Here is a 22484-nt window from a genome sequence, read left to right on the forward strand (position 1 = left end):
GATCAATTAGCCGATTCACTAAAAATAATTAGACAGCTGCGCGCTTACCGATGTTGCCGGCGCGACAGCCGATGGTATACATACCCGAATTCGCCCTGTAGGACAAACGTTGTCAATTTACGCACACGAGCGTATCGTTTCCAGAACCATTCGCCCAGCGGACTCCGGAGCTGAGGCTGAAACTTGCGTTTAATCTGTTCGTGTTCCTGTAGCCCAACGGTGCTGGCAATGGTCGATGACTTGGCGTCGGGCTGAACCCGGAAACCGCCCCAGAAGCCGTTGACGTGCTGAAACCGGACCCCTTTCTGCACACCCAGCCGGGTGACGATTTCGTAATCGATGACGAATCGCAAACTCTCGTCCAGAAAGCCAACCTGGTTCATGAGGCTGCGCCGGATAAACAACGACTGGTTAAAAACCTGCATACCTTCGTAAATCTGACATTCGATACGAAAGGGTGGTACACGTAGTTCTTCAAGAATAACGTCGTTCAGATCGGTGATGTACATATCGCCGAAGAAAACATCGGTTTGCGGTGATTGTCGCCAGGCTTCAGCTATCCGTTCAAAGGCACCGGGCGCAAAGACGTCATCCGAGTTCTGGAAAGCGACATAATCGCCTGTGGCCCGACGAAATCCCTTGTTGATGGCGTCGGTCTGTCCCCGGTCTTTTTCGCTGACCCACCCGGCCAGATAAGGCTCATATTGTCTGATCAGCTCGACACTGCCGTCGGTTGAGCCGCCATCGATGATGAAGTACTCCAGGTTAGGGTAGTTTTGGTTGAGCACGCTCAGGATCGTTCGCTCCAGGTATTCTACCTGGTTGAACGAGGGTGTAACCACGGTCAGTTTAGGGTAAGCCTTACCGTCAGCCTTCTCAACCGGCGGCTGGTAGGGTTTAGTAACGAAATTACGTAACGAATCAGATACAGGCATAGGCTTACTCAGAGCAGGTTTTGGTAAACTTCCAGCGTCTGCCGGGCCGTTTTGTCGCAGGAAAAATCCTGAAGACGGCGGGTGCCTTTCTGGCGCAGCTCGGCCCGCAGGGATTCGTCGGTAACCACCCGTTCTACCGCAGTAGCAATCGAGTCGTCATCTTCCGGATCAAAGTAAATGGCCGCATCGGCCCCCACTTCGGGTAAGGAGCTTCGATCGCTCAGGACCACCGGACATCCACCGCTGAACGCTTCCAGCACCGGAATGCCGAAGCCTTCATTGAGAGACGGAAACACGAATGCGCGGGCGTGCTGATACAGACTTAGCAGACCGGCATCGGTAACGGGCCGGTAATGAACCCGGTCGGCAAGCCGGGCTGCGTGGAACAATGCCTGTTCATCGTGGTTAAACAGGCCGCCCCCTCCGCAAACCAGATGCAGGTCGGGATAGCGTTGTAAAACCGGCTGAATGGCGCGGAAAAAGCCATCAAAATTTTTGTAAAGCCCCCGTTTACCAACGTAAAGGATATACGGGAAAGGTAGTCCGGGCGTTGCGGACGATGGGGTGTTGACTTGTTCGGCCAGGGTCGTACCCAGGTGAATCACCTTGATCTTGTCAGGGTTGATCGGGAAGTAGCGCAGAATCTCTTCTTTCGAAAATTCCGACACAGAAATAATACAATCAGCCCGGCGTAAGAGTTGTTTTTTTACGTCGTACAAACCCTTACCAACATCCGGATACTGATCGCCGTAGCGTTCGCTGGTCGCATCGTGGAACGTGATGACGAAGGGGCGGTTACCAATCGAGTTCAGGAAATACCGGTGATAGTACGTGGGGTGAAACACGTCGTACTTGCCGGCGCGTATGCGTTGCAGACTATACAATCGGTTCAGGACAGAGGCTATCCGGTTGGCATTCGGTAAGTCGGCCAGGTTACGGTAACGCAGGTGGCGGCTAAAAGATACCTGGTCAAGATACTCGTTGTTGGATAATCGCAGGGATAACTCAAACTCGACATCAGGCCGTTTGGCAAACGAACGCATCAGTTCAAAAAAATACCGGGAAACGCCCCCATAGGTCAGGCCTGTGAACGATTGATGGTCGTATAGAACTTTCATGTAGGGAAATCTACAAACTCGCGAGTTTGTATTTTTCTGAGAAATAGTGCCTGCAAAATTAAAGTTTTTATCGACAATTCCCAGACAAGCGCCATAGGATTGAGGGGCAGAACTTACCGAATGGCCGGTAGGGGTACCTGATCCAGAAAACGCGTAACCAGCCGGAGCGACTGCACGGTGCTGCGTTTCCAGCCCCGCAATATGACGGGTTCGGGCTGTTTGCCGTAAGCAGGGGCCTGGGCTTCGGGAAACGTTAGCCGACGTGCCGACAGGGTAGACCTACAGGCGGTCAGCAAAGCCTGAACATCGGACTGGTGAGGGAGTTTGACTCGATTCTGGTGGGGGAAAAACCCATCGTTCGGATTGGTAAGCCCTTTCAGGTTGACGAACACCAACGGCTGGTTCTGACCCATGGGGCCCGTCACAAGCCAGCTGGTTCCCAACGATTGCAGGCTGCGTTCCGGTAAGTTCCAGATCGCCAGATGCCAGCCCGGGTTTTTGACAACGACCACGTCCCGGAAGAAGACAGGAACATGCATCAGCCAGATCTGATCGGTACACAAACCGGCGCAGAAGTCGATATAGGCTCGCTCGGTAACCCGATCCTGCCACCAGGCGAGGAAGCGATCGGTTTCGGCCGAGCGACGAAAAGCCAGAAAGTCAGCGCTGTACAGCCCGATGTTTTGAAAGTGCTTTTCGTCGGGCCAGGCGCCACCAGGCTGCGGCCCGGACGCCGGCGACCGGGTAATGTGCGGAGTCAGCAGTATGGTTGCGTTGGCAAGGGCTTCCCAGACCGGCGTTACCGGCCCCATAAACTGAATGGCGGGGTCCGCATAAATGAGCTGGTCGGCATCCGAAAAGTGCCTGAACACATGCGCAATGACATGGGGCTTGCAAGCGGCCGCGAATTCGGTGGGCGTGTATTTCGCCGACAGCGCCGTTAGCTGCTCGGCGGGTAAAACCTCACCGACGGGCAGCAGCGGATAGGGCGACACAAAGTCGGCTGGTAAACGGGCAGGATCGTCAACGAGGCCGATCAGGACACGCACCGGCTGGCCGTTGGGCTGAAGTGCGTGACGGGAGAAACTATCACCGAGGGCAATAGCCTGCGGCAATTGGCGAATGGTACAGAGAGTTAGTAGCACAGTAGGCGCAAAACTAACTCATTCGAGTATATCCCCCAAGGCCGCTAGGTAAGGAGCGAGCCAATTGGCTGATGCATCGGCGTACCGTTGGTAATTCCCTTGCCGCAGGTTGCTCAGAACCGGGCTGATTCGCTGAAGTCGGTCGTGAGGCAGGCAACTTCGCATCGTAAAATGAGCCAGCCGACGGCGTAGCGCCTGCATACCGGGTGAGTCTTCGGGGACTCGTCCGCTCAGCAGCTGCGTGATTGCGGCTAACTGAGCCTGCTTTTCGCGCAGGGGAGCCAGCTTCTTGCTGCGGTGACGGGCGAGCCGATCCCGTAGCCGTATTCGTTCGGCGGGTTCCTGCTGGCGGATGCCTACCTGCTGCTGTACGTGGGTGCGGTACAGCTGGAGGGGTTCATCGATGTAGTGGATCACATTGTTGGTAGCGCCTACCAGGCCCAGCCATCCGTCGTAGATATAGCCGGGAACCGAATCGGGGAAAGGCATGGCTACTGTCAGAAATGAACGCCGAAGCACGGTAGCGCAGCCCATAACGCGGTTGCCTTCCAGCATGACCTCCATCATATCACCCGAATACCAGCGCTGGCGGGCCTCCTGATCGAACCGAACCCATTCCCAAAAGCGAGATTGCCGCCCCTGTAACTGTTCATCGGTAACCCAGGCGTCGCAGAAGGCAAGCTGGGCTTCGGGGTGTTGCACCATGTAATCGGTCATGGTGCTGATCTTTTCGGCCAGCCAGTAGTCATCCTGGTCGCAAATAAAAATCAGATCGCCGGTGCACTCGGAGAGCGCCCGCTCAAAGTTTTTGTTGTACCCTAGCCGATGAGTGTTTTCGAAGATGCGTATTGGAAACGGAACCTCGGCTGCGAGTTGTTGCAGGAGGTTGATTGTATCGTCTGTCGACTGGTCATCGCAGACAACGACCTCGTCTGGTTGCTGTTTTTGAGCAACCAGACTTCGCAACTGGGTTGTGAGATGCTCCGCACCGTTATAGGTGCACAGGGCAATCGAAATAGTTGGCCGAGTCATACACTCACTCAAATTTGATAGCCGTATTTAGCGAAGATTGGACGCCAGTAATCTGTACCATGAATGTTCCAGGCATGACAGCCAAAGGGTAATTCACCTTTGTTGTAGTGTTCTATGGCCCATTGTGGGTAAAATTCAACTGCAAAATGCAGCGCCGTACGATACGAAGGAATGCGTAGAAAAGGCCTGTATCGGTTTACCTCAACCCCCCAGAAAACGTCTTCGTTATACTGGTGGTCAGGTCTCTGCTCATAGGTCTCGATCTTGCTTCGGAATGTTTGGAGCGCCTGAAGCATAGCGGGTATCCGCCGTAGTGATAACCCCCCGTTACCTACCCCGTTGAGACTGATGATCTCCCGGGGAGTCATCCCATCCGGCTTTTTTAAATCGAGCCAGGTGGCTACGCGCTGCTTAACCCGAAACCACATTTTGTCGCGCCAGTTGTAAAAATCGCGATCGCGCAGCCAGGGAGCTCCTATGTAATCATAGCCCAGTTGACACCAGTCTGTCAAACTGTCCCGAAAGACAAATGCATCCAGTTGGTGAATAAGCATATACTCGGTTTCGGCAAAAGCCTGGTAAAATTCTTCGGACAACATTAGCTTGTTATAGCCCTGTATATCAGCAAAGTAAGCTTCGTCGAACGTTTTCGCCCGTAAAGTTGGGTATATTTTACGGTATTCGGAAATATCAAGATTATGCGGACTGGCCAGTAAAACAGGATAATTACCTAGTACTGAAATACATTGCACAAAAGAGATACGTTCGTACTCGGTAAGCGACGTTTTGTAGACGGGTATGACAACGGCCACACTGACCGGCGAAGAATGATTCATACAAATTTTGGCTGGCCAAGCCGTTGTGCTACAGCCTGTTGTACCCACTCATAAGGTAATTCGGCGCACGGGTATCCAAACTTGTTCAGGATCGTTACACCCTCCCCCCGTTTATAACGACCTGAATACGGCAGGTAGTCCACAAAATCAAAAAGTTTACCGAGTAGCAGCACGCTTTCGGTACCTCCGGCATTGGCCATATGGGCCGGACCACTGTCAATACCGATAAATAGACGGGCATGGCGGATAAGTTCAGCGGTTTCGAGCAGGCTTAACTGACCGCAAACGCTGATATATTGACTGTCGTTGATATGCACAACGGGTTTAAGTCCTATTTCAATGACGGGATAGCGGTACGTTTCGATGAGCCACTGTACGAGCCGGTTCCAGTTCTCGGCTGGCCAGTCGCGCAGCACATGACTCGACTGGCAATGTATCACAATGGGGCGGGCTGGTAGTTTCAGCGATGCTACCCGCTCCCGCACCGGTTCCGGAATGTACATCCTGGGTTCGTCGGTCAGGGCTGGTAAGCCGGCCGCCTGCGAAAACATGTACAAAAGGTCGCCCCTGTGGTAGTAGTTATCGAACGTCAGGCCGATCTGATCCGCCGTTGGATTAATGGGATCTTCGGGGCAATATTGGCATTTTCGGTGCGATATGTGCAGATTATATACCTTGTCGTAAATCCCTGAACGGATAAGCCACATTCGTTCGCTGGGGCACTTTTCGACCAGGTAGCCGTCCAGGTCGGGGTGGTGTTTAACCAGCTCTATGTACGCTTCCCGAACTACCCAAATGATGTACGCATCCGGATGACGTTTGCGGACATCCCGCGCCACGGGTTCGCAGGCAATGATGTCGCCCATCTGTTCCGACAGGATAATAGCCACCAGCGGTCGCCCACCCGCTTTTAGTTTAAGCCGCTTCAGGTGTATATACTTTAACGCAAAAGACACGAATTTACCGGCAATATGAGTATACTTTCGGTATCTATATGTCCAGAGTGTTCGGAACTGGTGCCATTCGGAGCCTGGTCGGAAACCCATACAATTTCTACGATTCTAAACGCGCAATAACTCGGTTGAACGGTGCTTTTAGTAGTTTTCGGACCCGCTGATACCGCAATACTACCGGGGGTTTTATATAGATGCAGGGGTACTGCCGGTACTGATCATTGTAGTTCGCCAATAATCGGTCGCGATACAGGTCGAACAAGGGCTTGGCATCGGGCCGTTGTCGCTCGGGCGCTGCGGCAGCCGTTGCGTCTTCCTGGGCAAAGGTGTATCGGGTCTGATATTTAGAGACCTCATCGGGGCGGGAGGGGTTGTAACCACTGTAATGAAAAAACTGTAAGGGGGCGGCCGGACGACCATCCGGACCGTTTACGACCCACTGACCAGCTTCGTCTTTGCCAAGTATTCGTTCGTGCAGATTCCAGTAGGCAACATTATAGCCCAGGTGCTGCTCAATCAATACGTTGTCAAAGTAAACGGGAGCAAAGTTAACCCAATGCTGATCGACAAAGAGACCTTCGCACAAATCAATTCGACATTCGTACACCAGCCGGTCTTTCCACCAAGATACGAATTGCCTGGCTATACTATCATTACGAAGTCCAATAAATCCTAAGTTAAATATACCCGTGTTCAGATGATGCTGCTCATTCGGCCGCTCCCAGTCTGGCGTTGGGGAACAAGTATGAGGGGTTAATACCAGACTGTACTGCTTCAGATCCTGATCTAATTTACGCAACGGTTGGTAAACAATAATATCCGGGTCGAAGTAAATGACTTCGGTAGCATCGGGGTATTCCTTATAAAAATAGTCGATGTAAAACGGCTTTACGGCGGTGTTCAGTTCAGTGATGTCATACCGGTCACACATGGCCGCGAAATCAGGAATACCGATCTGGTCGACCTCCAGCATCGTATAATCCGGTACCAGTTCGTTGGGTAAGTTAGCTTCGCTCAGCTTATCGACCAGTCCGATGATATACCGATAGTCCGGGTTGGTCTGCCGCAGCGAGTCACCCAGGGTGCGTGCCTGGGCCAGGTAATTGACAGAGCAGATCGTGAAAGCGAGAGTCATCGATACGAAAAATAACGTTTGAGGTCGTTGATTGGCTTTTCAAAGGCGTACCAGGAGGCCGAAGCGATGGCGATCAGCACCGCCAGACTGAACAGGCGATGTGACCAGTACCCCAGCGTCAATGAGACACCCAGCCGGCTACTGATCCGGAACAGAATCGGAACAATATGGCCGGGAACGAGCATATGAAATACATAAATTCCGTAGCTGATCCGGCCTATGTAGAGCAGGATTCGATTATTCAGCACCTGCCCAATGGGGCCGCCAATACCAGCGCTGGCATGGGAGACAACAAATAGCGCCAGTATCGATAATACCAGCCGCTGAAACAAGACCGTAATCAGGTGGTCATCAGGTAGGAACTGGATGCCGACAAAGGCGGCAAAAGCCAGACCGGCAATCAGGCCCAGTCGTTTTCGTACGGTATCCTCAGCGGCTGGTTGGTCAACCAGCACATATGCCCAGAGAGCCCCCAGCCCGAAGGCATCGGCACTGGCGGGGGTGAGAAGTCCATCAATATCGCCCCGGGCGTAGCCGTAGGCCCGAAACAAAACACCCAGTACAATCATACCGCCAATTACCCAGCGGAAGGCCGACCGGGGCGTTAGCAGAACGATCCAGGGCCAGACCAGGTACAGCTGCTCTTCTACGCCCAGTGTCCAGAAGGGCGACAGCACGTCAGACCAGTTTCCGGTCTGGTGAAGCAGGATATTGTAGCCGTACAGGTAGTAGTAGAGGGGGTGTTCGTTGATGTCAGAATGCTGCGGAATCAGCAGCCAGACCCCCGTCAGTATCAGGTAATACAGCGGAAAAATGCGGAGAACCCGCCGGATGAAAAAGTTGCGGTACGTACCCGCTACGGTTGCTTTGCCCAGACTGATCCGGTTGCGGTTGTCTAGTAAAATCCGGGTAATCAGAAACCCGCTGATCACAAAGAAAATCATAACCCCCATCGACCCGTTGGGTAGTCGGTTGATGCCTACGCCAGTCGGAAACCAGTGGTAAATCACCACCAGCATGACCGCAATGGTCCGCAGCGAATCCAGCTGGGGCATGTGGCCCGAGCGGACGCTGACCGACGACGCCGTTGCCGTGCTTGGATGAGGAGACCGGATTGAACCGGAAAACGGATTCAGCATTCAGGCGGTTAGTTTGTCGAACAAAGTTACGAGTGTAGCGACACTTTGCTGCGCCGGATGTCGATCCAGTATTTTCTGGCCCAGCCGCTGCCCCATCTGCCGGCGTTGTTCGGGCTGGTCAAGCAGGTCAATGATCCGGCTGCTCATGGCGTCCAGATCGAGATAGGGAACAACGAATCCACCGTCGGACTCCACCAGTTCGGGGGCGCCCCCCGCTTTGTCGAAACAAACCACAGGTACGTCACACAAGCCCGCTTCGAACATGACGAGCGGATAAGGGTCTTCGCGGGAGCAGAGTACGAATACATCGAACCGGCTCATGTAGCGCAGAACATCCGGGGTGGGCGGTATCAGATGGACCCGGTCAGCCAGCCCCGCTTTTCGAATGTCGAGCCAGAGGTCATCGTGCAACGGCCCTGGCGGAACCCCCACCCAGACGAAATGAACCGGAGCGCCCGATGAGCGGCCTATGACCTGTCGGGCCAGGGTAACGAACAGGTCGTTTCCTTTCCGCCATTCGGCATTTCCGCAGCCTCCAACCAGACGCGCATCGGCAGGAATGCCCGGAACCGATAAGGGTTCGGCTTTCGCTTTCCGGACGGCCGTGACCAGCGCGGGCGTATCGATCAGGGTAAACTGAGTAATCCGGTTCGGGTCAAAGTTATGCTCTTCAATGTAGTACCGGGCGGTCGCGCTGGATACGGCCAGCAGCTGATTGGTTCGGGTCAGGAGCTGGCTCAACTCGTCGGGGCGGGTATACATTCGGACCGACATGGCCAGTTCGTGAACAAACGTAACCACCGGAACCTGGGCGGGAATCGATAACTGGCTGAACCACCGGCTGCTGGTAACCGTGTTGACGAATACCAGATCGACCGTGTCGAGCCCCAGTTGCTCCCGGATGCCCTGCTGCTGCTGTGCTGCCTGGCGGGCATGCATCGATTGCCAGAGACCTACTTTCCCGAGTACCTTATCGGCCACCGCGCCCACAACGTAGCGGCTGGCCGGGGGCCATACAGTAACGGGGCAGATGGTTTGATAGTCCGTCAGGAGCGGACCCCCTTCGCCCAGGAGCAGATGCATCTGATAGCCTTCGGCTTTCAGGAGTCGCATCAGGTTTAACAGGACCAACTGGGCGCCGGCTCGATTGGCATCGTGGCCGATAAACAAAAGTTTCAATATGCTTCGTAACTGGGTTTGGGTAATTTTTTGGCTGGGTTACCGATATAAAGCCCCCATTCGTCGGTGTCTTTATAAATAGCAGAGGCCATGCCGACCAGCGTTCCGGTTGCAATATGCAGAAAATCGCGGATGGTGCTGTTCACCCCAAAGAAGCAGTACGGCTCAATGACGCAGTGCCCCGACATGACCACATGCGAGGTGAAAAAAACGTGGTCTTTAATCTGGCCGTGGTGCCCGATATGGTTGCCGCTCCAGAGCACTACGTTATTACCAATGGTGGTGAAGGGCTGAATGGTATTGTCTTCCAGAATAAAGCAGTTTTCGCCGATCTGGTTGCCAAACAGCGTGGCTTTTGAGCTGACGTAAGAGATGAATTCGTAGCCTTTAGCTTTTGCTTCCAGGTAAATCCGTTCGCGGTTGCGGTTCATGCCCCGACCGGTCATGGGCGCAAAGAACTTAAAATCCTGTGGCGGGTAAATCGTTTCTACGTCTTCAAAAGCCACAACCGGCAAACCCCGGAACTCGGTACTGGCCAAATACTCGCGGCTCACGGTAAACGCCACTACGTCGTGTTCCGAGTCCTGCGTGAGGTAGAAATGAGCCAGTTCGGCTGTATCCATCACGCCAAAGATGATAACGTTTGCCATAGTTTATGAGTGAATGATGAATGACAAAATCGGGCGTAGCCGACAGGCGAACCCCAATTCTGTCGTTCATTCTTGGTTATAATAAATCAAATTCAGTTAGCATGGCCCGGGTGGCCGGCACATCGTTGAACATTAATATGTCGATGATCGATAGCCAGGGAACAAACTCCGGCCGGTTGAACTGGGCGTATTCGACCCGTTTGGCCTGAATGAAAGCAAGGTCGATACCGGCCGTAGCAAACGATGGCTTGTCATACAGGTCGGTACCGCCAATTGGGTTAATGTACCGAGTGGCCTTTTCCTGTCGGCAGATGTCCAGAATACGATCCTGAGCTTTCAGGTTTGTATTCTGATAGACCGATGAGGAGGCCACAAGGCGCGTAGGTATCTCCAGAAATGTATTCAGCTCTACCAGGCTAAAATGAACCAGTTCGGCGATCGAGTCAGTGGTAAAGTTGACAATTTTTTCAGTCAGGGGCATTACCGTTCCGTAATATGGCGCTTTTCGATAGCCCTGTTCAATGGTTTTTAGTAGCTTACTCCGCCACTTCGGATCGTCGGCCAGATGAACTTCATTGATGCGTTTATTCTGGCTGGCATCGCGCAACGGAACCGTAAACAGATATTCCTGCCCGTTGATCAGGAGCCGGTTCCGGTTGATCCAGCCCCGGTTAATGAACGAAACATCGTCATAGAGGATAAACGTATCTACTGCGCTCATCAGCTGCATGTAGCCGATGTATGGCAGGAAATAAGGTTGCATAATGGCGATTGTCATAGGGCAATTTGGGGTAGTGAGGCTGGTTCGTGGCCGGCAGGGAACAAGCCCCCAACGGAACCGGTATGGTTATTTCAGCTTACGGAGATAATAGTCTTCGCCCGGTACAGGCGCAATGGAACGCAGGGTCGTATCGGTGCCTAATCGGATATCTCCTGCCTGGGGCCTTATCACGCTACTGGCAAAAAACAGATAATCGGCCTCTTTCGGAATTGGCCTCAGGCCCTGTTCAAACGGGTTGATTGGTATGAGCCGACGCGACAGGGTAGGGCCGTATAGCGGGTATTCGTAATCGTCGTTAATTGTACCGAGGGCCACCGTTGCGGTTGCCGGAACGAGTTCGTCAAATCGTTTGTAGGGCCGGAAGATGTCGGGTCGCCCGAGGGTCATCTGCTCAATCCGGTCCGACGAGAATGCCGATGGAAAGGGCCTTCCGTCGGGAGCCGTCCAGGCAAAGGGAAGTGCCCGGGTGTTTAGAAATACGCACATCAGCGCCGAGATGCAGCCAAGCACAACAACTAGACCAACGTACCCTTTCCAGACAACGCGCTTCGGCACCTCGACCGATAGCCGGGCGTGCAGAAACAGAAGACCCAGAAACAGGATGCCGAACAGACCCGTTTCGATGAAGTATCGACCCTTAAAGGGGTCATAGGGGGCCGAGTAGGAGAGTGCAGCAAAATGAAGCAGCAGAGCCATTCCGATGAACAGATGGGGCGTAGACCGAACAAAGCCCGTCAGAACCAAAATCAGCAACGGAAAAATCAGCCCAATACCGATAGCCCCCCAGTAGGGGTTGGCATTGTAGAACATAAACTTGCGGTCAAACGCAAACGGCTGGATGGAGAAATCAGTCTCTTCATCCAGGCGCATGTGCAGTTTATCTTCCAGTATAACCAGGGGTTGCCGCATGGCATGGTTCAGGGTGGCTCCGGCCCGAACGTTCCGGATACCATCCAGGTTCGCATGGTCGTAAGCATAGCGAATTACGTTCCGGCTGCCCTGTTCAAACAGGTTTCGGGCTGAGCCCGCCCGTTCTACCGACTGGTGTTTGAGGGCGGTTGGTGGGCCAATCGGATGACCAAACGCTTCAATGTTTTTCAGATACCCGGTAGGCAGCGTCCACAAGCAAACCCCTACCAGTATAGCACCCGCCAGTCGCAGGGTCCGTCGGGTTGTGATGGCCAGCGACGGCGACAGAAAGACCGTGTAGATCATGATCACGAACACCGACGGCAGCAGTAGCGCGAAGGTAATCTTGTGGCCAAAGGCCATGCCGAAGGCCATACCTGCCAGATACAGATACCGGCTGTCGCGGGTTTGCGGACTGCCGGAAGCCTGGTAGCTGAAGAGCATATAGAGCAGCAAACTCAGATAAGCCGTCAGCACAATATCGGTTTCGGTCGTAATGGCCTGCATCAGAAAGTCAGGCAGCAGTGCATAGCAAAGGGCGCAGAAAAAACTGGCCGACAGGGACACCGCGCCCCGGCTGACGCCAATGCGCTGGATGATACCGAAAACCGAGACGATGGCTATCCAATAGCTGAGGTGATGAATAAACTTAAAGCCGTTTTCGAACCGGCCGGTCATCAAAAAAGAATAGATCTGAAGGGTACAGACGCTCTTGGGGTAGGTGTCAATATTCCAGTTGGTACCGCCAAAATGTCGCATGGTACCGCGTTGCATGTACTGCATCAGCCGGTTGAGGTGCCCGGTCATGCTATCCCATTCGTTGGGAACAGTAAAGAAAACAAGCAGCAGGTTCGTCACCGCAATAACGGCGAGCGTGCCGAACAGGATCGTGAACAGAAACTTGGGGAAAGTACTCAGGGCCTGAAACCACCGGCGCATCGAGTGCCGCCGGTCCCGGATCAGCAGCGACACCGAGAAGCGTTCGTGATCTGGTACAAGCCAGCGCAGTATACGACCCAGTACCGTTGCCGTAACGAAGACCGACACGGCCCACACGGGGGTAGTATTGGTCTGGTAAAGCGCCGACAGGATAAAGCCCGTCAGGATGACGCTGCCTGCTCCGAGCAAAAACGAAGTCAATAGCCAGTCTACCAGCGACCGGCGGCAAATCCGGGCCGCTAGTCGTCCGACATAGAATACAAAAAGAAATAAGGCAAGGATATAGATCAGTGTCATACTATCGAATAACGAATCATAAGTAACCGGTCCTGGGGCATTGCTGGCCTGGTCGGTGACCAGCGCCCAATCATAGCCAGCACTTACTAATCGATATTAACCAGAGCAACGGCCTCGTTAACGACGCTGGCAATACGGTTGGCATCGGCTTCGGACAAACCTGGGTACATGGGTAAGCAAAGCACCCGCAGCGATACGTCTTCCGAAATTGGGCAGGGCTGGTGGGTTTTCACGAAGGGAAGTGTGTTGAGCGACGGGTAAAAGTACCGCCGGGGCAGCACATCCTGCGCTTGCAGGGCGTCCATAACCCGCAGCAACGTTTCTTCCGTATCGAACACAATCGGGTAGTAGGCGTAGTTGTAATCTACACCCGGCGTGAGGATGGGGCGGGTAATTTTCGAGAAATCCAGTTGGCTGTCGTAGTAGCCGAATACCTCTTTCCGGCTGGCAATCAGTTCCGGCACTTTGGGCAGCACACAAAGCCCCATGGCTGCGTGTAACTCGGAGTTTTTCGCGTTGATGCCCACACTCCGGTAGTCGTCGTTGCGGTGGCCGAACGAACGGTAGAAGTGCAGCTTTTCGGCCATCTCGTCGTTGTCCGTTACGATACACCCGCCCTCAACGGTATGAAACACCTTGGTGGCGTGGAAGCTACAGGTACTCAGATCACCGTACGAAAGAATCGATTGACCGTTGTAGCTGGCTCCGAATGTATGAGCCGCGTCGTAAATCACCTTCAACCCGTATTTGTCGGCTATCGCCTGGATCTGCTCAATACGACAGGCATTTCCGTATACGTGGGTGGCCATGATGGCCTGCGTATTTTCAGTGATCAGTGGCTCGATGGCGTCCGGATCGATGCAGAAATCGTCGGGGCGGATATCGGCAAAGATAGGCGTACAGCCTTCCCATAAGAGGGCGTTGGTTGTCGCTACATAGGAGAAAGGCGTGGTAATAACTTCTTTGGTTATATCCAGCGCCTTCAGGGCCATTTGCAGCACTACCGTACCGTTACTACAGTATTTCAGGTGACGAACGCCCAGAAACTCCTTCATTTGGTCTTCGAGCTGGCGGAGCAGCGGGCCATCGTTGGTCAGGTGCACACGTTCCCAAATGCCTTTCAGATAGGCGGTGTATTCGTCGAGGTCGGGTAAATATGATTTGGTAACGTAGATCATGGGTAAGTTATCGGTTGGCGACTCGGCTATTGTTCGCTGTTCACGGGCTCCAGCATTTCCATCTCGAACGGAAACTGGGGCCGAACGTAGCCCGGCCATTTCCCGTACCAGGCAATTCCCTCTCGGTAGTCCTCAACGTCGAAGGTGAGGCCTTCTTCCATAACGTACAGGGGCGTGACGGTATCTTTCACTACCATTACAGATACGGTGTAGGAGCCGTCGTTGAGGAAGTAGCCCGGCACGGTGCACTCGCCCGCAATCAGGCCTTTGCCGTAAGGCTGCGACCGGGTGCCGACGTTGAAAATGCATTCGCCAGTCAGGGAGTTCAGGTGCATGGACAGGTTCAGATTGGCCCGATCCATCATGTTCCAGAACTCGAACCGTATTTTCATCGGCGTGCGAACGTCGATGTGGGTTAGTTCATCCTGATACTCTGGAATCAGTTCGATACGCCGGAACCGGACCAGATCGTTACCAGGTGCATCTTCGGGGGTATCCCACTGGCGCACGAGCCGGGTGCGGGATACTTTACTCAGGTAAGACGCAATGACCTGGTTGGTTTCGCCCTGCTCGATGAGCCGCCCTTTTTCGAAGTACAGGGTCTTGTTGCACAGCGCCTGTACGGCGGTCATGTTGTGGCTGACAAAAATGATAGTCCGGCCGCTGGCTGAGTTATCACGCATTTTACCCAGACTTTTCTTCTGGAATTCGGCATCGCCCACGGCCAGTACTTCATCGACGATCATGATTTCGGGGTCGAGGTGAGCCGAGATGGCGAACCCAAGCCGTACGTACATACCGGACGAATACCGCTTAACGGGCGTATCGAGAAACTTCTCGACACCCGCGAAAGCAACTATCGCATCGAACTGGTTCCGGATCTCGCTGCGGCTCATACCCAGCAATGATCCGTTCAAAAAGATGTTTTCGCGACCCGTCAGCTCGGGGTGAAAGCCAGTGCCGACCTCCAGCAGGCTGGCTACGCGCCCCTTGATCCGGACGCTGCCGGTGGTAGGCTCGATAATTTTGCTCAATACTTTGAGCATGGTCGACTTACCGGCCCCGTTGTGGCCAACGATACCGACGCGGTCGCCTTGTTCAATAGAAAAGCTTACATCACGCAGCGCCCAGAACTCCTCGCGGGACAGGCCATTCTGCTCTTTTTTGCCACCAAAGAGTTGCTTCACGTTCTGGGTCAGCACGTCGCGCAGGGTATTGACGCCTTTGCCCTTCTGGTGGTCAATGATGTATTGCTTACTTATATTATCGACAGTAATGACAGACATAGTGGTTGGTCGTTAATCGGTCGTTGTTCGGGTAGCCGGGAGAGGCTTTGCCGCGTCTAACGCCCGACCCCGTTTAGATATCGTCAACAAACGTATTTTCCCGTTTGAGAAAAAAGTAAATCGAAAGAGTCAGGCAAACGACCGTAATGATCACCGAGGTCAGCAGACTCTGTGGATTAAAGTAAGCATTTTCCCCAAGAAGTGCCCACCGGAATCCGTCAATTATGCCCACCATCGGGTTGAGCCAGTATAAAGGGGCCCACCATTCATTCGATTTTTCAGCAACCAGCCGACTGCTGTACGCGATCGGGCAGATGTAAAATCCAACCTGAACGATAAATGGGATCAGCTGAGCAATGTCACGAAATTTGACATTGACAGCGGCAAAAAAGAGCCCGAAGGCAAACGATGCCAACAAGGCCAGTACAATGAACGCCGGCAGGAGCAGCAGGTGCCAGTCAGGAACGAACCGGTACCAGGCCGCCAGTAGGATGAAAAGGCCTAATGACACCAGAAAATCGACAAAGCTAACCGCAACCGAACTGATGGGCATGATCAGCCGAGGGAAATATACTTTTGTGACGAGGTTTGAGTTCAGCGTCACGCTGTTGCTGACCTGGGTGAAGGATGTGGCAAAAAAAGTCCAGACCGTAATACCACCAAGTACCATAAGTGGGTAGGGCACCCCCGGATCAGCCGGTAGTTTCGCGATTTTACTGAACACGAATACCATGATGAGCATGGTTGTCAGTGGTCTGATGAGGCCCCAGGCGGTGCCGAGTGCGGTTTGTTTATAGCGAACCGATACATCGCGCATCGACAGGATATACATCAATTCGCGGTTACGCCAAAGGTCCCGCCAATAGTGCTTTTCTGAGCGGCCTGGTTGTATAATTACTTCGTGGGTCTTCACAAGTATAGATTTTCGATGTTCAGTTTACGGATGACGAACCTGAGCAACTGGCCAATTTCCGGCTACCCGTAAACTGAAAGCTACTGACAGATTTTATTCTTCCCGCATGATGGAGCGGTACGTTTCGCGCATAAACACAACAATGAGACTCAAAATAACGCCCAGCGCAACACCGATCCGCATGCCAATCGGAGTTTTTACCTGTCGGTACAGCGGGAAGGACACCGGTTCGATAATGGTAAACAGCGGAGCTTCGCGAATCAGCGACAGGCGCATATTATCGGCACTTTGCAGCGCCTGGTAATACAGGGTAGTCAGGAAGGTTGAGTTGCGGGTCAGCTTATTTTCGGTAATTCGCCCCTGCGCCACGACCATCTGCTGGTTCTGATCCATATACCGGGCCAGCTTGTTTTCGGTACCCGACAGTACGCCCAACAGAGAATCGGCGCGTGAGTTGAGCAGGTCATACATCTCGCGCGTTTTCTTGGTCTCTTTCTTGCGGTAATCCTCCTCGATTGTCTTCAGGTGTGAGGTCAGGAAGGTAGCGGTCAGCATCTCATCCTGCATACCGCAACTCATTTCCATAAACGATGATTTCCGCTCCGGCTGGGTAACGCTCATTTCGGTAGAGATACGGGTGTAAATCTGCGACATAACGTCCTGCTCGGTCTTGGTGTACTCGCTAGGTTTCTTGGCCCGCGGGAACGTAAACGCCCGCAGGGTATCTATCTCTTCCCACTCCTCGTCCCGGATACCGCTGTACTTGATATAATAGTTGGCTAGCAGATAGATCTTCCCATTGATGGTGTCATACTGCATAAGCGTTTTCTCTACTACCGGACGAGACTTGGCGTAGATCAGAAAGTTGTCTCCCGTGAAGATATTGGCATCCGAAGCGCCCTGGCTCAGGCCGAATGCACCGGCCAACGCACCCAGGTCGCCAAAGCCTCCTCCCGATGAACCACCGCCCAGGTTGAACGTGATTGATGAGTTATAGATGGGCTTTTTCTCATGGGTAAAGTCGTAAATAAACCCAATGGCACCGCCAATGGCTGTCAGGATCAGGAGCAGTTTCCAGTTGCGCTTAACTACATCTTTCAGTTTAAAGAGCTGTAGAACGACCGATTTGGGCGAAATCTGGTCGGGTGGCAGTGGGGGACGGGTTACCATGCCGTTCGGGTCCGCTGGCGTTGTTTTTGTCGAATCCATGCTTATTGTATGAGTTTAGTTGCCTACTCGGCTCAGGGCGATAACGGTTACAATCAGCGTAATCAGCGAAGAGGCTATACCTGTGGCAGAACCCAGAACCTGTTGTGGGGTGAGCGGGTTCGTTGTCTTCTTAGGAATAACGACTTCTGAGCCAGGTGCCACGCGTGGATAGACGTTAAAGAACATGAATTTACGCGTACGATCTACCGAACCATTGGCGTATACGACGAACGATTTCCGGCGTTGCGACTTGGAGGTGAACCCACCCACCTGGCTGATGTAATCCTGGAACGTCTGGCCCGAGCGGTATTTCACCGTATTGGGCAACATAACCTCTCCCTGAATCCGAACCGTTTCGAGTAACTTAGGTATACGCAGAACATCACCCTCCTGCACCAGTATGTCTTCCGATGAGCCGGGGCGCTCCATGATTTTCTTCAGGTTGATGCCGATCGATTCCGGTTTGTCAGCAACGACCGAGTCTACCTCAACGACGCCCCTACCCGTGGTGACATTGTCGGCCAGGTCGCGGATCGAGCGCTGACGACGGGCAATTTCGTCTTCGCTCAGTCTGATTCGCCGAACCAGGGTAGCCCCTTCGATGTAAGCCTGCGGAGTCAGACCGCCTGCCAGACCGACCAGGTCCGATACTTTCTGATCTTTGCTCCGGATAGCATACAGGCCCGGCAGGATGACCTCGCCTTCTACCGCAGCGTAGGTCTGAACGGCGTAGTTTGGCGACCGACGAACGATAACCTGGTCGAACGGCTCCAGCAGGAAGTTGTGCTCATCGGAGGTGGTCGACAGATCCCGGTTAATGTTAAACCGTTTGATTTCGGCGATCTGGGCAGAAGCTGAACGCGGATCAACATCTTTTTTCCGGCGAACGATTTCAACTACCGATGCCGCAGCCGATTCCCGGAGGCCACCCGCCTTGAGCAGGGCATCGTTCAGCGTCATGTTTGCCATATAGGGAATGGCCGGGTTGGGCTTGGTAACCTCGCCCAGCACGGAGATCTCGGCGGGTTCCGCCAGATCGAATTTCGACGGAATAATTACCTGGTCCTCGCGCTGCAGAATTACATCCGGATCAGTGCCCGCCAGGATATTGCCCAGGTTGACCGTTATGTTCTCGATGGCCAGGTCTTCGCGGGTGCGGACAATGTTGACCCGGCCCATGAAGGCGTCTCCCTTTAGCCCCTCAGCGGAGCTGATGAGTTGCTTCAGCGTTTTGTTCTGATCGAGTGAGTACTGGCCCGGTCTGAAAACGGCCCCTTCAATCGTGATCTGGTTTTCGAACCGATCGAGGAGTTGTTCGACCGACACCTGATCACCATCCTGCATAGCGAACGATTTGTATTCAGTGGCCGTAACGTCAATGATTTTACGCTCGCGGTCGGTGAGCCGCTGCACTTTCACCCGGCCTTTGTAGGCCGTAGCTGCGAAGTCACCGGCGTAGAACAGAAGCCGGTCGAGGGTTTCGCCGGGCATCATCTCAAACAGATTGTTCCGTTTGGTAGCGCCCGTAACCTCAACCCGAAGGGTATAGGTCGAAAACCGGATGTTATCGTTGTCCTGTAGGCGGATGTCGTTCCGCTGGGTGCCGTTGAGCAGGTAATCATACAGGTCGAGGGTGGCCGCTACGCGATTGTTGCGGATGAGCTGCACTTTACGAAACGATCCCAGTTCATTGGGGCCTCCTGCCTGATAAATAGCATTCATAACCGTCGAAAGCGACGACATTGTATAGGTACCCGGCCGAAGGGCTTCGCCCGTTACCGTAACCCGAATACTGCGAATGGTTGTCCCCAGCGATACTTCCAGGAACGTGTTTTTCGGACCGTAGGATGAACTGCGCAGTCCCACGTATTTGGTGGCCAGGCGGCTTTCCATCCGCGCTTTGGCCTGCTCAACAGTCAGCCCCGATACGAAGACCGGACCGATACCTGACTGATTGGCAAAATAAACATAGCCCTCCGACGAAACCGTTTGCGAGAAATCGGTTTCTGAGTAGCCATATATCCGGATGTTGAGCTGGTCGCCCGGTCCAACCATGTAGTTGCGGGGCGTAGCAATGCTGGTGTTGGGTTGAAATGACGCTTTCAGGGCCGGATCGTTGAAGATAGCAAATCCAAACAGTTTCCGGCGAATTTCGAGTTTCTCTTGTTCGCGGGCGAGTTCGTAGCTGCTCTTCTGTACCTCCTGGCTATTTTCTTCGTTGGGTTCGACCCCCTCTTCGTTCTGATTAACGCCTTGTTCGAGGCCGTTTGGAGAACTGCGCTCGGTAGTGGCAGCGTTCCCATCGGCGCCGGTAGCCCCTCCGGCGCGGCCGTTGGCGCCGTTCCGGCCCTGGTTCTGAAGCTGTCCGGCGCGCTGGTTAATTTGCTGCTGGACACTGGGAGGCAGGTTATTTACGTTTACGCCGGCGGGTAAACCCCGTCCGGGCTGCGATGAAGGAGCAGAGGGTGTTGCGCCGGGCCGGGCCGTTCCGGGTGAGGTGGTGGCTCCTCCCGCTGCGGGAGCAGGCGTTACCTGAGCCCGTACAGTCAGTCCAGTTAAGGTTAGCAGCAGATAGACCACAAACGGAGCAAACCCCTGGAGTGAAGCAACTGGTGCGACAGAAAAAGATTTTGGCGGAAAGACGTGGTTAATTCGCAGATTTTGCATATTTTTAAGATGTCGAACAGCTCGGGTAACAGCGACGGCGAAGACCTGTATGTAACGTTGTTTTTGACCGTATAGTACACAGCACAGTTCAGTCGGCAAAGTAAGCGAACTTTTGTTGGATTTCTAATAGTTTCCTATTGAGCGGAGACTTTTCCTGCTGGCAGGGCTTGCGTATAATTTTTCCGATGTTTTGTTTACCGTGCCCGTGTAGCCTCCTGGTTGTTTGACCCTTGCTTCACCGTTTTTTTTATGACAGAATTAACGAACCAGACCGTTCAGTACAACGAAGACAGTATCCGTTCGCTCGATTGGCGCGAACATATCCGGCTCCGGCCCGGCATGTATATCGGTAAACTAGGTGATGGCTCTGCCGCTGATGATGGTATATATGTCCTGCTGAAAGAAACTATCGACAATTGCATTGACGAACACGTGATGGGATTTGGTAAAACCATCGATGTGCGCGTAACGGACCATCGAATTGAAGTTCGCGACTATGGCCGCGGCATTCCGCTCGGGAAGGTGGTCGAAGTGGTGTCGAAGATCAACACGGGCGGTAAATACGACTCGGGTGCTTTCCAGAAATCGGTTGGCCTCAACGGGGTGGGTACTAAAGCGGTAAACGCGCTGGCTACCTACTTTCGGGTGCAGTCGTTCCGGGAAGGACGTACGGTCTGGGCTGAATTTGAACGAGGAGAGCTTAGGCAGCAGGGCGATGAGCCAACAACCGAGCGCAATGGTACGCTGATCTGCTTTGAACCGGATGATACCGTGTTTAAACATTTTCATTATCGCGGGCAATTCGTTTCCGACATGATCTGGAACTACTGTTACCTGAACGCCGGGCTGATCGTTAATTTTAACAAGCAAAAATTTGTCTCTCAGAATGGCCTGCTCGATCTGCTCAGCAGCAAGCATAAAGAAGATGACTTACGGTATCCGATCATTCACCTGAAGGGGAATGACATTGAAATTGCACTATCGCACGGCAACGCCTACGGCGAAGAGTACTACTCATTCGTTAACGGTCAGAACACCACCCAGGGCGGTACACACCTGCAGGCGCTCAAAGAAGCCGTTGTCGATACCGTTCGTAAACACTTCGACAAAAACTACGAAACGACCGACATCCGGGCCAGCATCATTGCGGCTATCAGCGTACGGGTTCAGGAACCTGTCTTCGAGTCGCAGACGAAAACCAAGCTGGGGTCGATCAATATGTCGCCCGAGCCCAACGCCCAGTCGGTTAACTCCTTTGTCAAGGATTTTGTAAAAGAACGGCTGGACGACTTCCTGCACATGAACCCGACCGTTCGCGACGCGATCAAGAAGCGGATCGAACAATCGGAGCGGGAGCGCAAGGAACTTGCCGGCATCAAAAAACTCGCCAATGATCGTGCCAAAAAAGCGAGTCTGCACAACAAGAAGCTACGAGACTGCCGCAATCACCTGTCCGATCTGAAGGCCGACGACCGGTACCAGTCTACGTTGTTTATCACGGAAGGCGATTCAGCTTCGGGCTCGATTACCAAATCGCGGAATGTACAGAACCAGGCCGTGTTTAGCCTGCGCGGCAAACCCCTCAACTGTTTTGGACTAACCAAAAAGGTGGTGTATGAAAATGAGGAGTTTAACCTGCTGCAGCACGCACTCGATATCGAGGACGGGCTGGAAGGGCTGCGTTATAACCGAATCGTGATTGCTACCGATGCCGACGTTGACGGGATGCATATCCGCCTGCTCATGCTGACGTTCTTCCTGCAATTTTTTCCCGAACTGGTTCGTAACGGCCATCTGTATATTCTGGAAACCCCGCTTTTTAGGGTCCGAAACCCCAAAAATCATAAAGAGACGACTTACTGCTATGCCGAAGAAGAAAAGCAGGACGCTATCAGCAAGCTGACCAAAGGCGGTAAAAAAGTTGAGATTACCCGATTCAAGGGGCTGGGTGAGATTTCGCCCGAAGAGTTTGGGCTCTTTATCGGTGAGAACATGCGACTGGAGCCGGTCATCATGGAGAAAGAAACGTCAGTGCCCAAACTCCTGAGTTATTATATGGGTAAGAACACGCCCGACCGTCAGCGATTTATCATCGATAATCTGCGGATCGAAAAAGATGTGGAAGAAGCGGCTCTGGTGTAAGTTTTAGCCCGCAAGGGTAGCAGTCGTAGGTCGTAAGTCGT

At 53.4% G+C, this 22484-nt stretch carries 18 protein-coding genes; 1 reads left to right on the forward strand and 17 read right to left on the reverse strand.

What is annotated here, in order from left to right:
- Positions 1–44: 44 nt before the first annotated feature.
- The 17 genes from FBR45_RS08295 to FBR45_RS08375 all read right to left on the reverse strand — a co-directional run bounded on the left by FBR45_RS08295 (position 45) and on the right by FBR45_RS08375 (position 20301).
- Entirely contained in the window at positions 45–935 is an 891-nt protein-coding gene (locus tag FBR45_RS08295) for a glycosyltransferase family 2 protein (RefSeq protein ID WP_138501046.1), read from the reverse strand.
- An 8-nt stretch (positions 936–943) separates the two neighbouring features.
- The gene (locus tag FBR45_RS08300) at positions 944–2053 is read right to left on the reverse strand and encodes a glycosyltransferase family 4 protein (protein WP_138501048.1); all 1110 of its coding nucleotides are present in this window, start codon (positions 2051–2053) and stop codon (positions 944–946) included.
- 113 nt (positions 2054–2166) lie between these two features.
- A complete protein-coding gene (locus tag FBR45_RS08305; protein WP_138501050.1) occupies positions 2167–3198 on the reverse strand; it encodes a hypothetical protein in 1032 nt (343 codons plus the stop codon).
- Between the two features lie 18 nt (positions 3199–3216).
- On the reverse strand, positions 3217–4230 hold the full coding sequence (locus FBR45_RS08310) for a glycosyltransferase (protein WP_138501052.1): 1014 nt from the start codon (positions 4228–4230) through the stop codon (positions 3217–3219).
- An 8-nt stretch (positions 4231–4238) separates the two neighbouring features.
- Entirely contained in the window at positions 4239–5066 is an 828-nt protein-coding gene (locus FBR45_RS08315) for a DUF5672 family protein (protein ID WP_138501054.1), read from the reverse strand.
- A complete protein-coding gene (locus tag FBR45_RS08320; RefSeq protein WP_246082151.1) occupies positions 5063–6022 on the reverse strand; it encodes a glycosyltransferase family 9 protein in 960 nt (319 codons plus the stop codon). The genes FBR45_RS08315 and FBR45_RS08320 overlap by 4 nt, the downstream gene beginning before the upstream one ends.
- Positions 6023–6119: 97 nt before the next feature.
- On the reverse strand, positions 6120–7154 hold the full coding sequence (locus tag FBR45_RS08325) for a glycosyltransferase family protein (protein ID WP_138501058.1): 1035 nt from the start codon (positions 7152–7154) through the stop codon (positions 6120–6122).
- A complete protein-coding gene (locus FBR45_RS08330) occupies positions 7151–8293 on the reverse strand; it encodes an acyltransferase family protein (protein WP_246082152.1) in 1143 nt (380 codons plus the stop codon). The genes FBR45_RS08325 and FBR45_RS08330 overlap by 4 nt, the downstream gene beginning before the upstream one ends.
- Positions 8294–9472 carry a glycosyltransferase family 4 protein gene (locus tag FBR45_RS08335; protein WP_138501060.1) on the reverse strand — a complete coding sequence of 393 codons (1179 nt, stop codon included), beginning with the start codon at positions 9470–9472 and terminating at the stop codon, positions 8294–8296.
- A complete protein-coding gene (locus FBR45_RS08340) occupies positions 9469–10122 on the reverse strand; it encodes an acetyltransferase (RefSeq protein WP_138501062.1) in 654 nt (217 codons plus the stop codon). The genes FBR45_RS08335 and FBR45_RS08340 overlap by 4 nt, the downstream gene beginning before the upstream one ends.
- 76 nt (positions 10123–10198) lie before the next feature.
- Positions 10199–10900, reverse strand: coding sequence for a WbqC family protein (locus FBR45_RS08345; protein WP_138501064.1), 702 nt, complete (start codon positions 10898–10900; stop codon positions 10199–10201).
- Positions 10901–10969: 69 nt separating this feature from the next.
- Entirely contained in the window at positions 10970–13048 is a 2079-nt protein-coding gene (locus tag FBR45_RS08350) for a glycosyltransferase family 39 protein (RefSeq protein WP_138501066.1), read from the reverse strand.
- Between the two features lie 86 nt (positions 13049–13134).
- Positions 13135–14226: a DegT/DnrJ/EryC1/StrS family aminotransferase gene (locus FBR45_RS08355; RefSeq protein ID WP_138501068.1), complete on the reverse strand. Its 1092-nt coding sequence runs from the start codon at positions 14224–14226 to the stop codon at positions 13135–13137.
- Between the two features lie 26 nt (positions 14227–14252).
- Entirely contained in the window at positions 14253–15512 is a 1260-nt protein-coding gene (locus tag FBR45_RS08360) for an ABC transporter ATP-binding protein (RefSeq protein ID WP_138501070.1), read from the reverse strand.
- A gap of 73 nt (positions 15513–15585) precedes the next feature.
- A complete protein-coding gene (locus tag FBR45_RS08365; protein WP_138501072.1) occupies positions 15586–16425 on the reverse strand; it encodes an ABC transporter permease in 840 nt (279 codons plus the stop codon).
- A gap of 93 nt (positions 16426–16518) precedes the next feature.
- Entirely contained in the window at positions 16519–17634 is a 1116-nt protein-coding gene (locus tag FBR45_RS08370) for a hypothetical protein (protein WP_138501073.1), read from the reverse strand.
- Positions 17635–17649: 15 nt separating this feature from the next.
- The gene (locus tag FBR45_RS08375; protein ID WP_138501075.1) at positions 17650–20301 is read right to left on the reverse strand and encodes a polysaccharide biosynthesis/export family protein; all 2652 of its coding nucleotides are present in this window, start codon (positions 20299–20301) and stop codon (positions 17650–17652) included.
- A 249-nt stretch (positions 20302–20550) separates the two neighbouring features.
- Between FBR45_RS08375 and FBR45_RS08380 the strand changes: the two genes are divergently transcribed.
- Positions 20551–22443 (forward strand): DNA topoisomerase IV subunit B, encoded by a 1893-nt coding sequence (locus tag FBR45_RS08380; protein WP_138501077.1) that lies wholly within the window; start codon positions 20551–20553, stop codon positions 22441–22443.
- Positions 22444–22484: the final 41 nt, after the last annotated feature.

It is taken from the genome of Spirosoma lacussanchae (assembly GCF_005870035.1).
Lineage (GTDB): Bacteria > Bacteroidota > Bacteroidia > Cytophagales > Spirosomataceae > Spirosoma > Spirosoma lacussanchae.

What these genes read in the sequence shown, in the direction of transcription:
- FBR45_RS08380 (WP_138501077.1), top strand. Translation starts at nt 20,551, where the DNA reads ATGACAGAATTAACGAACCAGACCGTTCAGTACAACGAAGACAGTATC.
- FBR45_RS08360 (WP_138501070.1), bottom strand. Translation starts at nt 15,512, where the DNA reads ATGTCTGTCATTACTGTCGATAATATAAGTAAGCAATACATCATTGAC.
- FBR45_RS08350 (WP_138501066.1), bottom strand. Translation starts at nt 13,048, where the DNA reads ATGACACTGATCTATATCCTTGCCTTATTTCTTTTTGTATTCTATGTC.
- FBR45_RS08345 (WP_138501064.1), bottom strand. Translation starts at nt 10,900, where the DNA reads ATGACAATCGCCATTATGCAACCTTATTTCCTGCCATACATCGGCTAC.
- FBR45_RS08315 (WP_138501054.1), bottom strand. Translation starts at nt 5,066, where the DNA reads ATGAATCATTCTTCGCCGGTCAGTGTGGCCGTTGTCATACCCGTCTAC.
- FBR45_RS08310 (WP_138501052.1), bottom strand. Translation starts at nt 4,230, where the DNA reads ATGACTCGGCCAACTATTTCGATTGCCCTGTGCACCTATAACGGTGCG.
- FBR45_RS08325 (WP_138501058.1), bottom strand. Translation starts at nt 7,154, where the DNA reads ATGACTCTCGCTTTCACGATCTGCTCTGTCAATTACCTGGCCCAGGCA.
- FBR45_RS08330 (WP_246082152.1), bottom strand. Translation starts at nt 8,293, where the DNA reads ATGCTGAATCCGTTTTCCGGTTCAATCCGGTCTCCTCATCCAAGCACG.
- FBR45_RS08300 (WP_138501048.1), bottom strand. Translation starts at nt 2,053, where the DNA reads ATGAAAGTTCTATACGACCATCAATCGTTCACAGGCCTGACCTATGGG.
- FBR45_RS08355 (WP_138501068.1), bottom strand. Translation starts at nt 14,226, where the DNA reads ATGATCTACGTTACCAAATCATATTTACCCGACCTCGACGAATACACC.
- FBR45_RS08370 (WP_138501073.1), bottom strand. Translation starts at nt 17,634, where the DNA reads ATGGATTCGACAAAAACAACGCCAGCGGACCCGAACGGCATGGTAACC.
- FBR45_RS08340 (WP_138501062.1), bottom strand. Translation starts at nt 10,122, where the DNA reads ATGGCAAACGTTATCATCTTTGGCGTGATGGATACAGCCGAACTGGCT.
- FBR45_RS08295 (WP_138501046.1), bottom strand. Translation starts at nt 935, where the DNA reads ATGCCTGTATCTGATTCGTTACGTAATTTCGTTACTAAACCCTACCAG.
- FBR45_RS08375 (WP_138501075.1), bottom strand. Translation starts at nt 20,301, where the DNA reads ATGCAAAATCTGCGAATTAACCACGTCTTTCCGCCAAAATCTTTTTCT.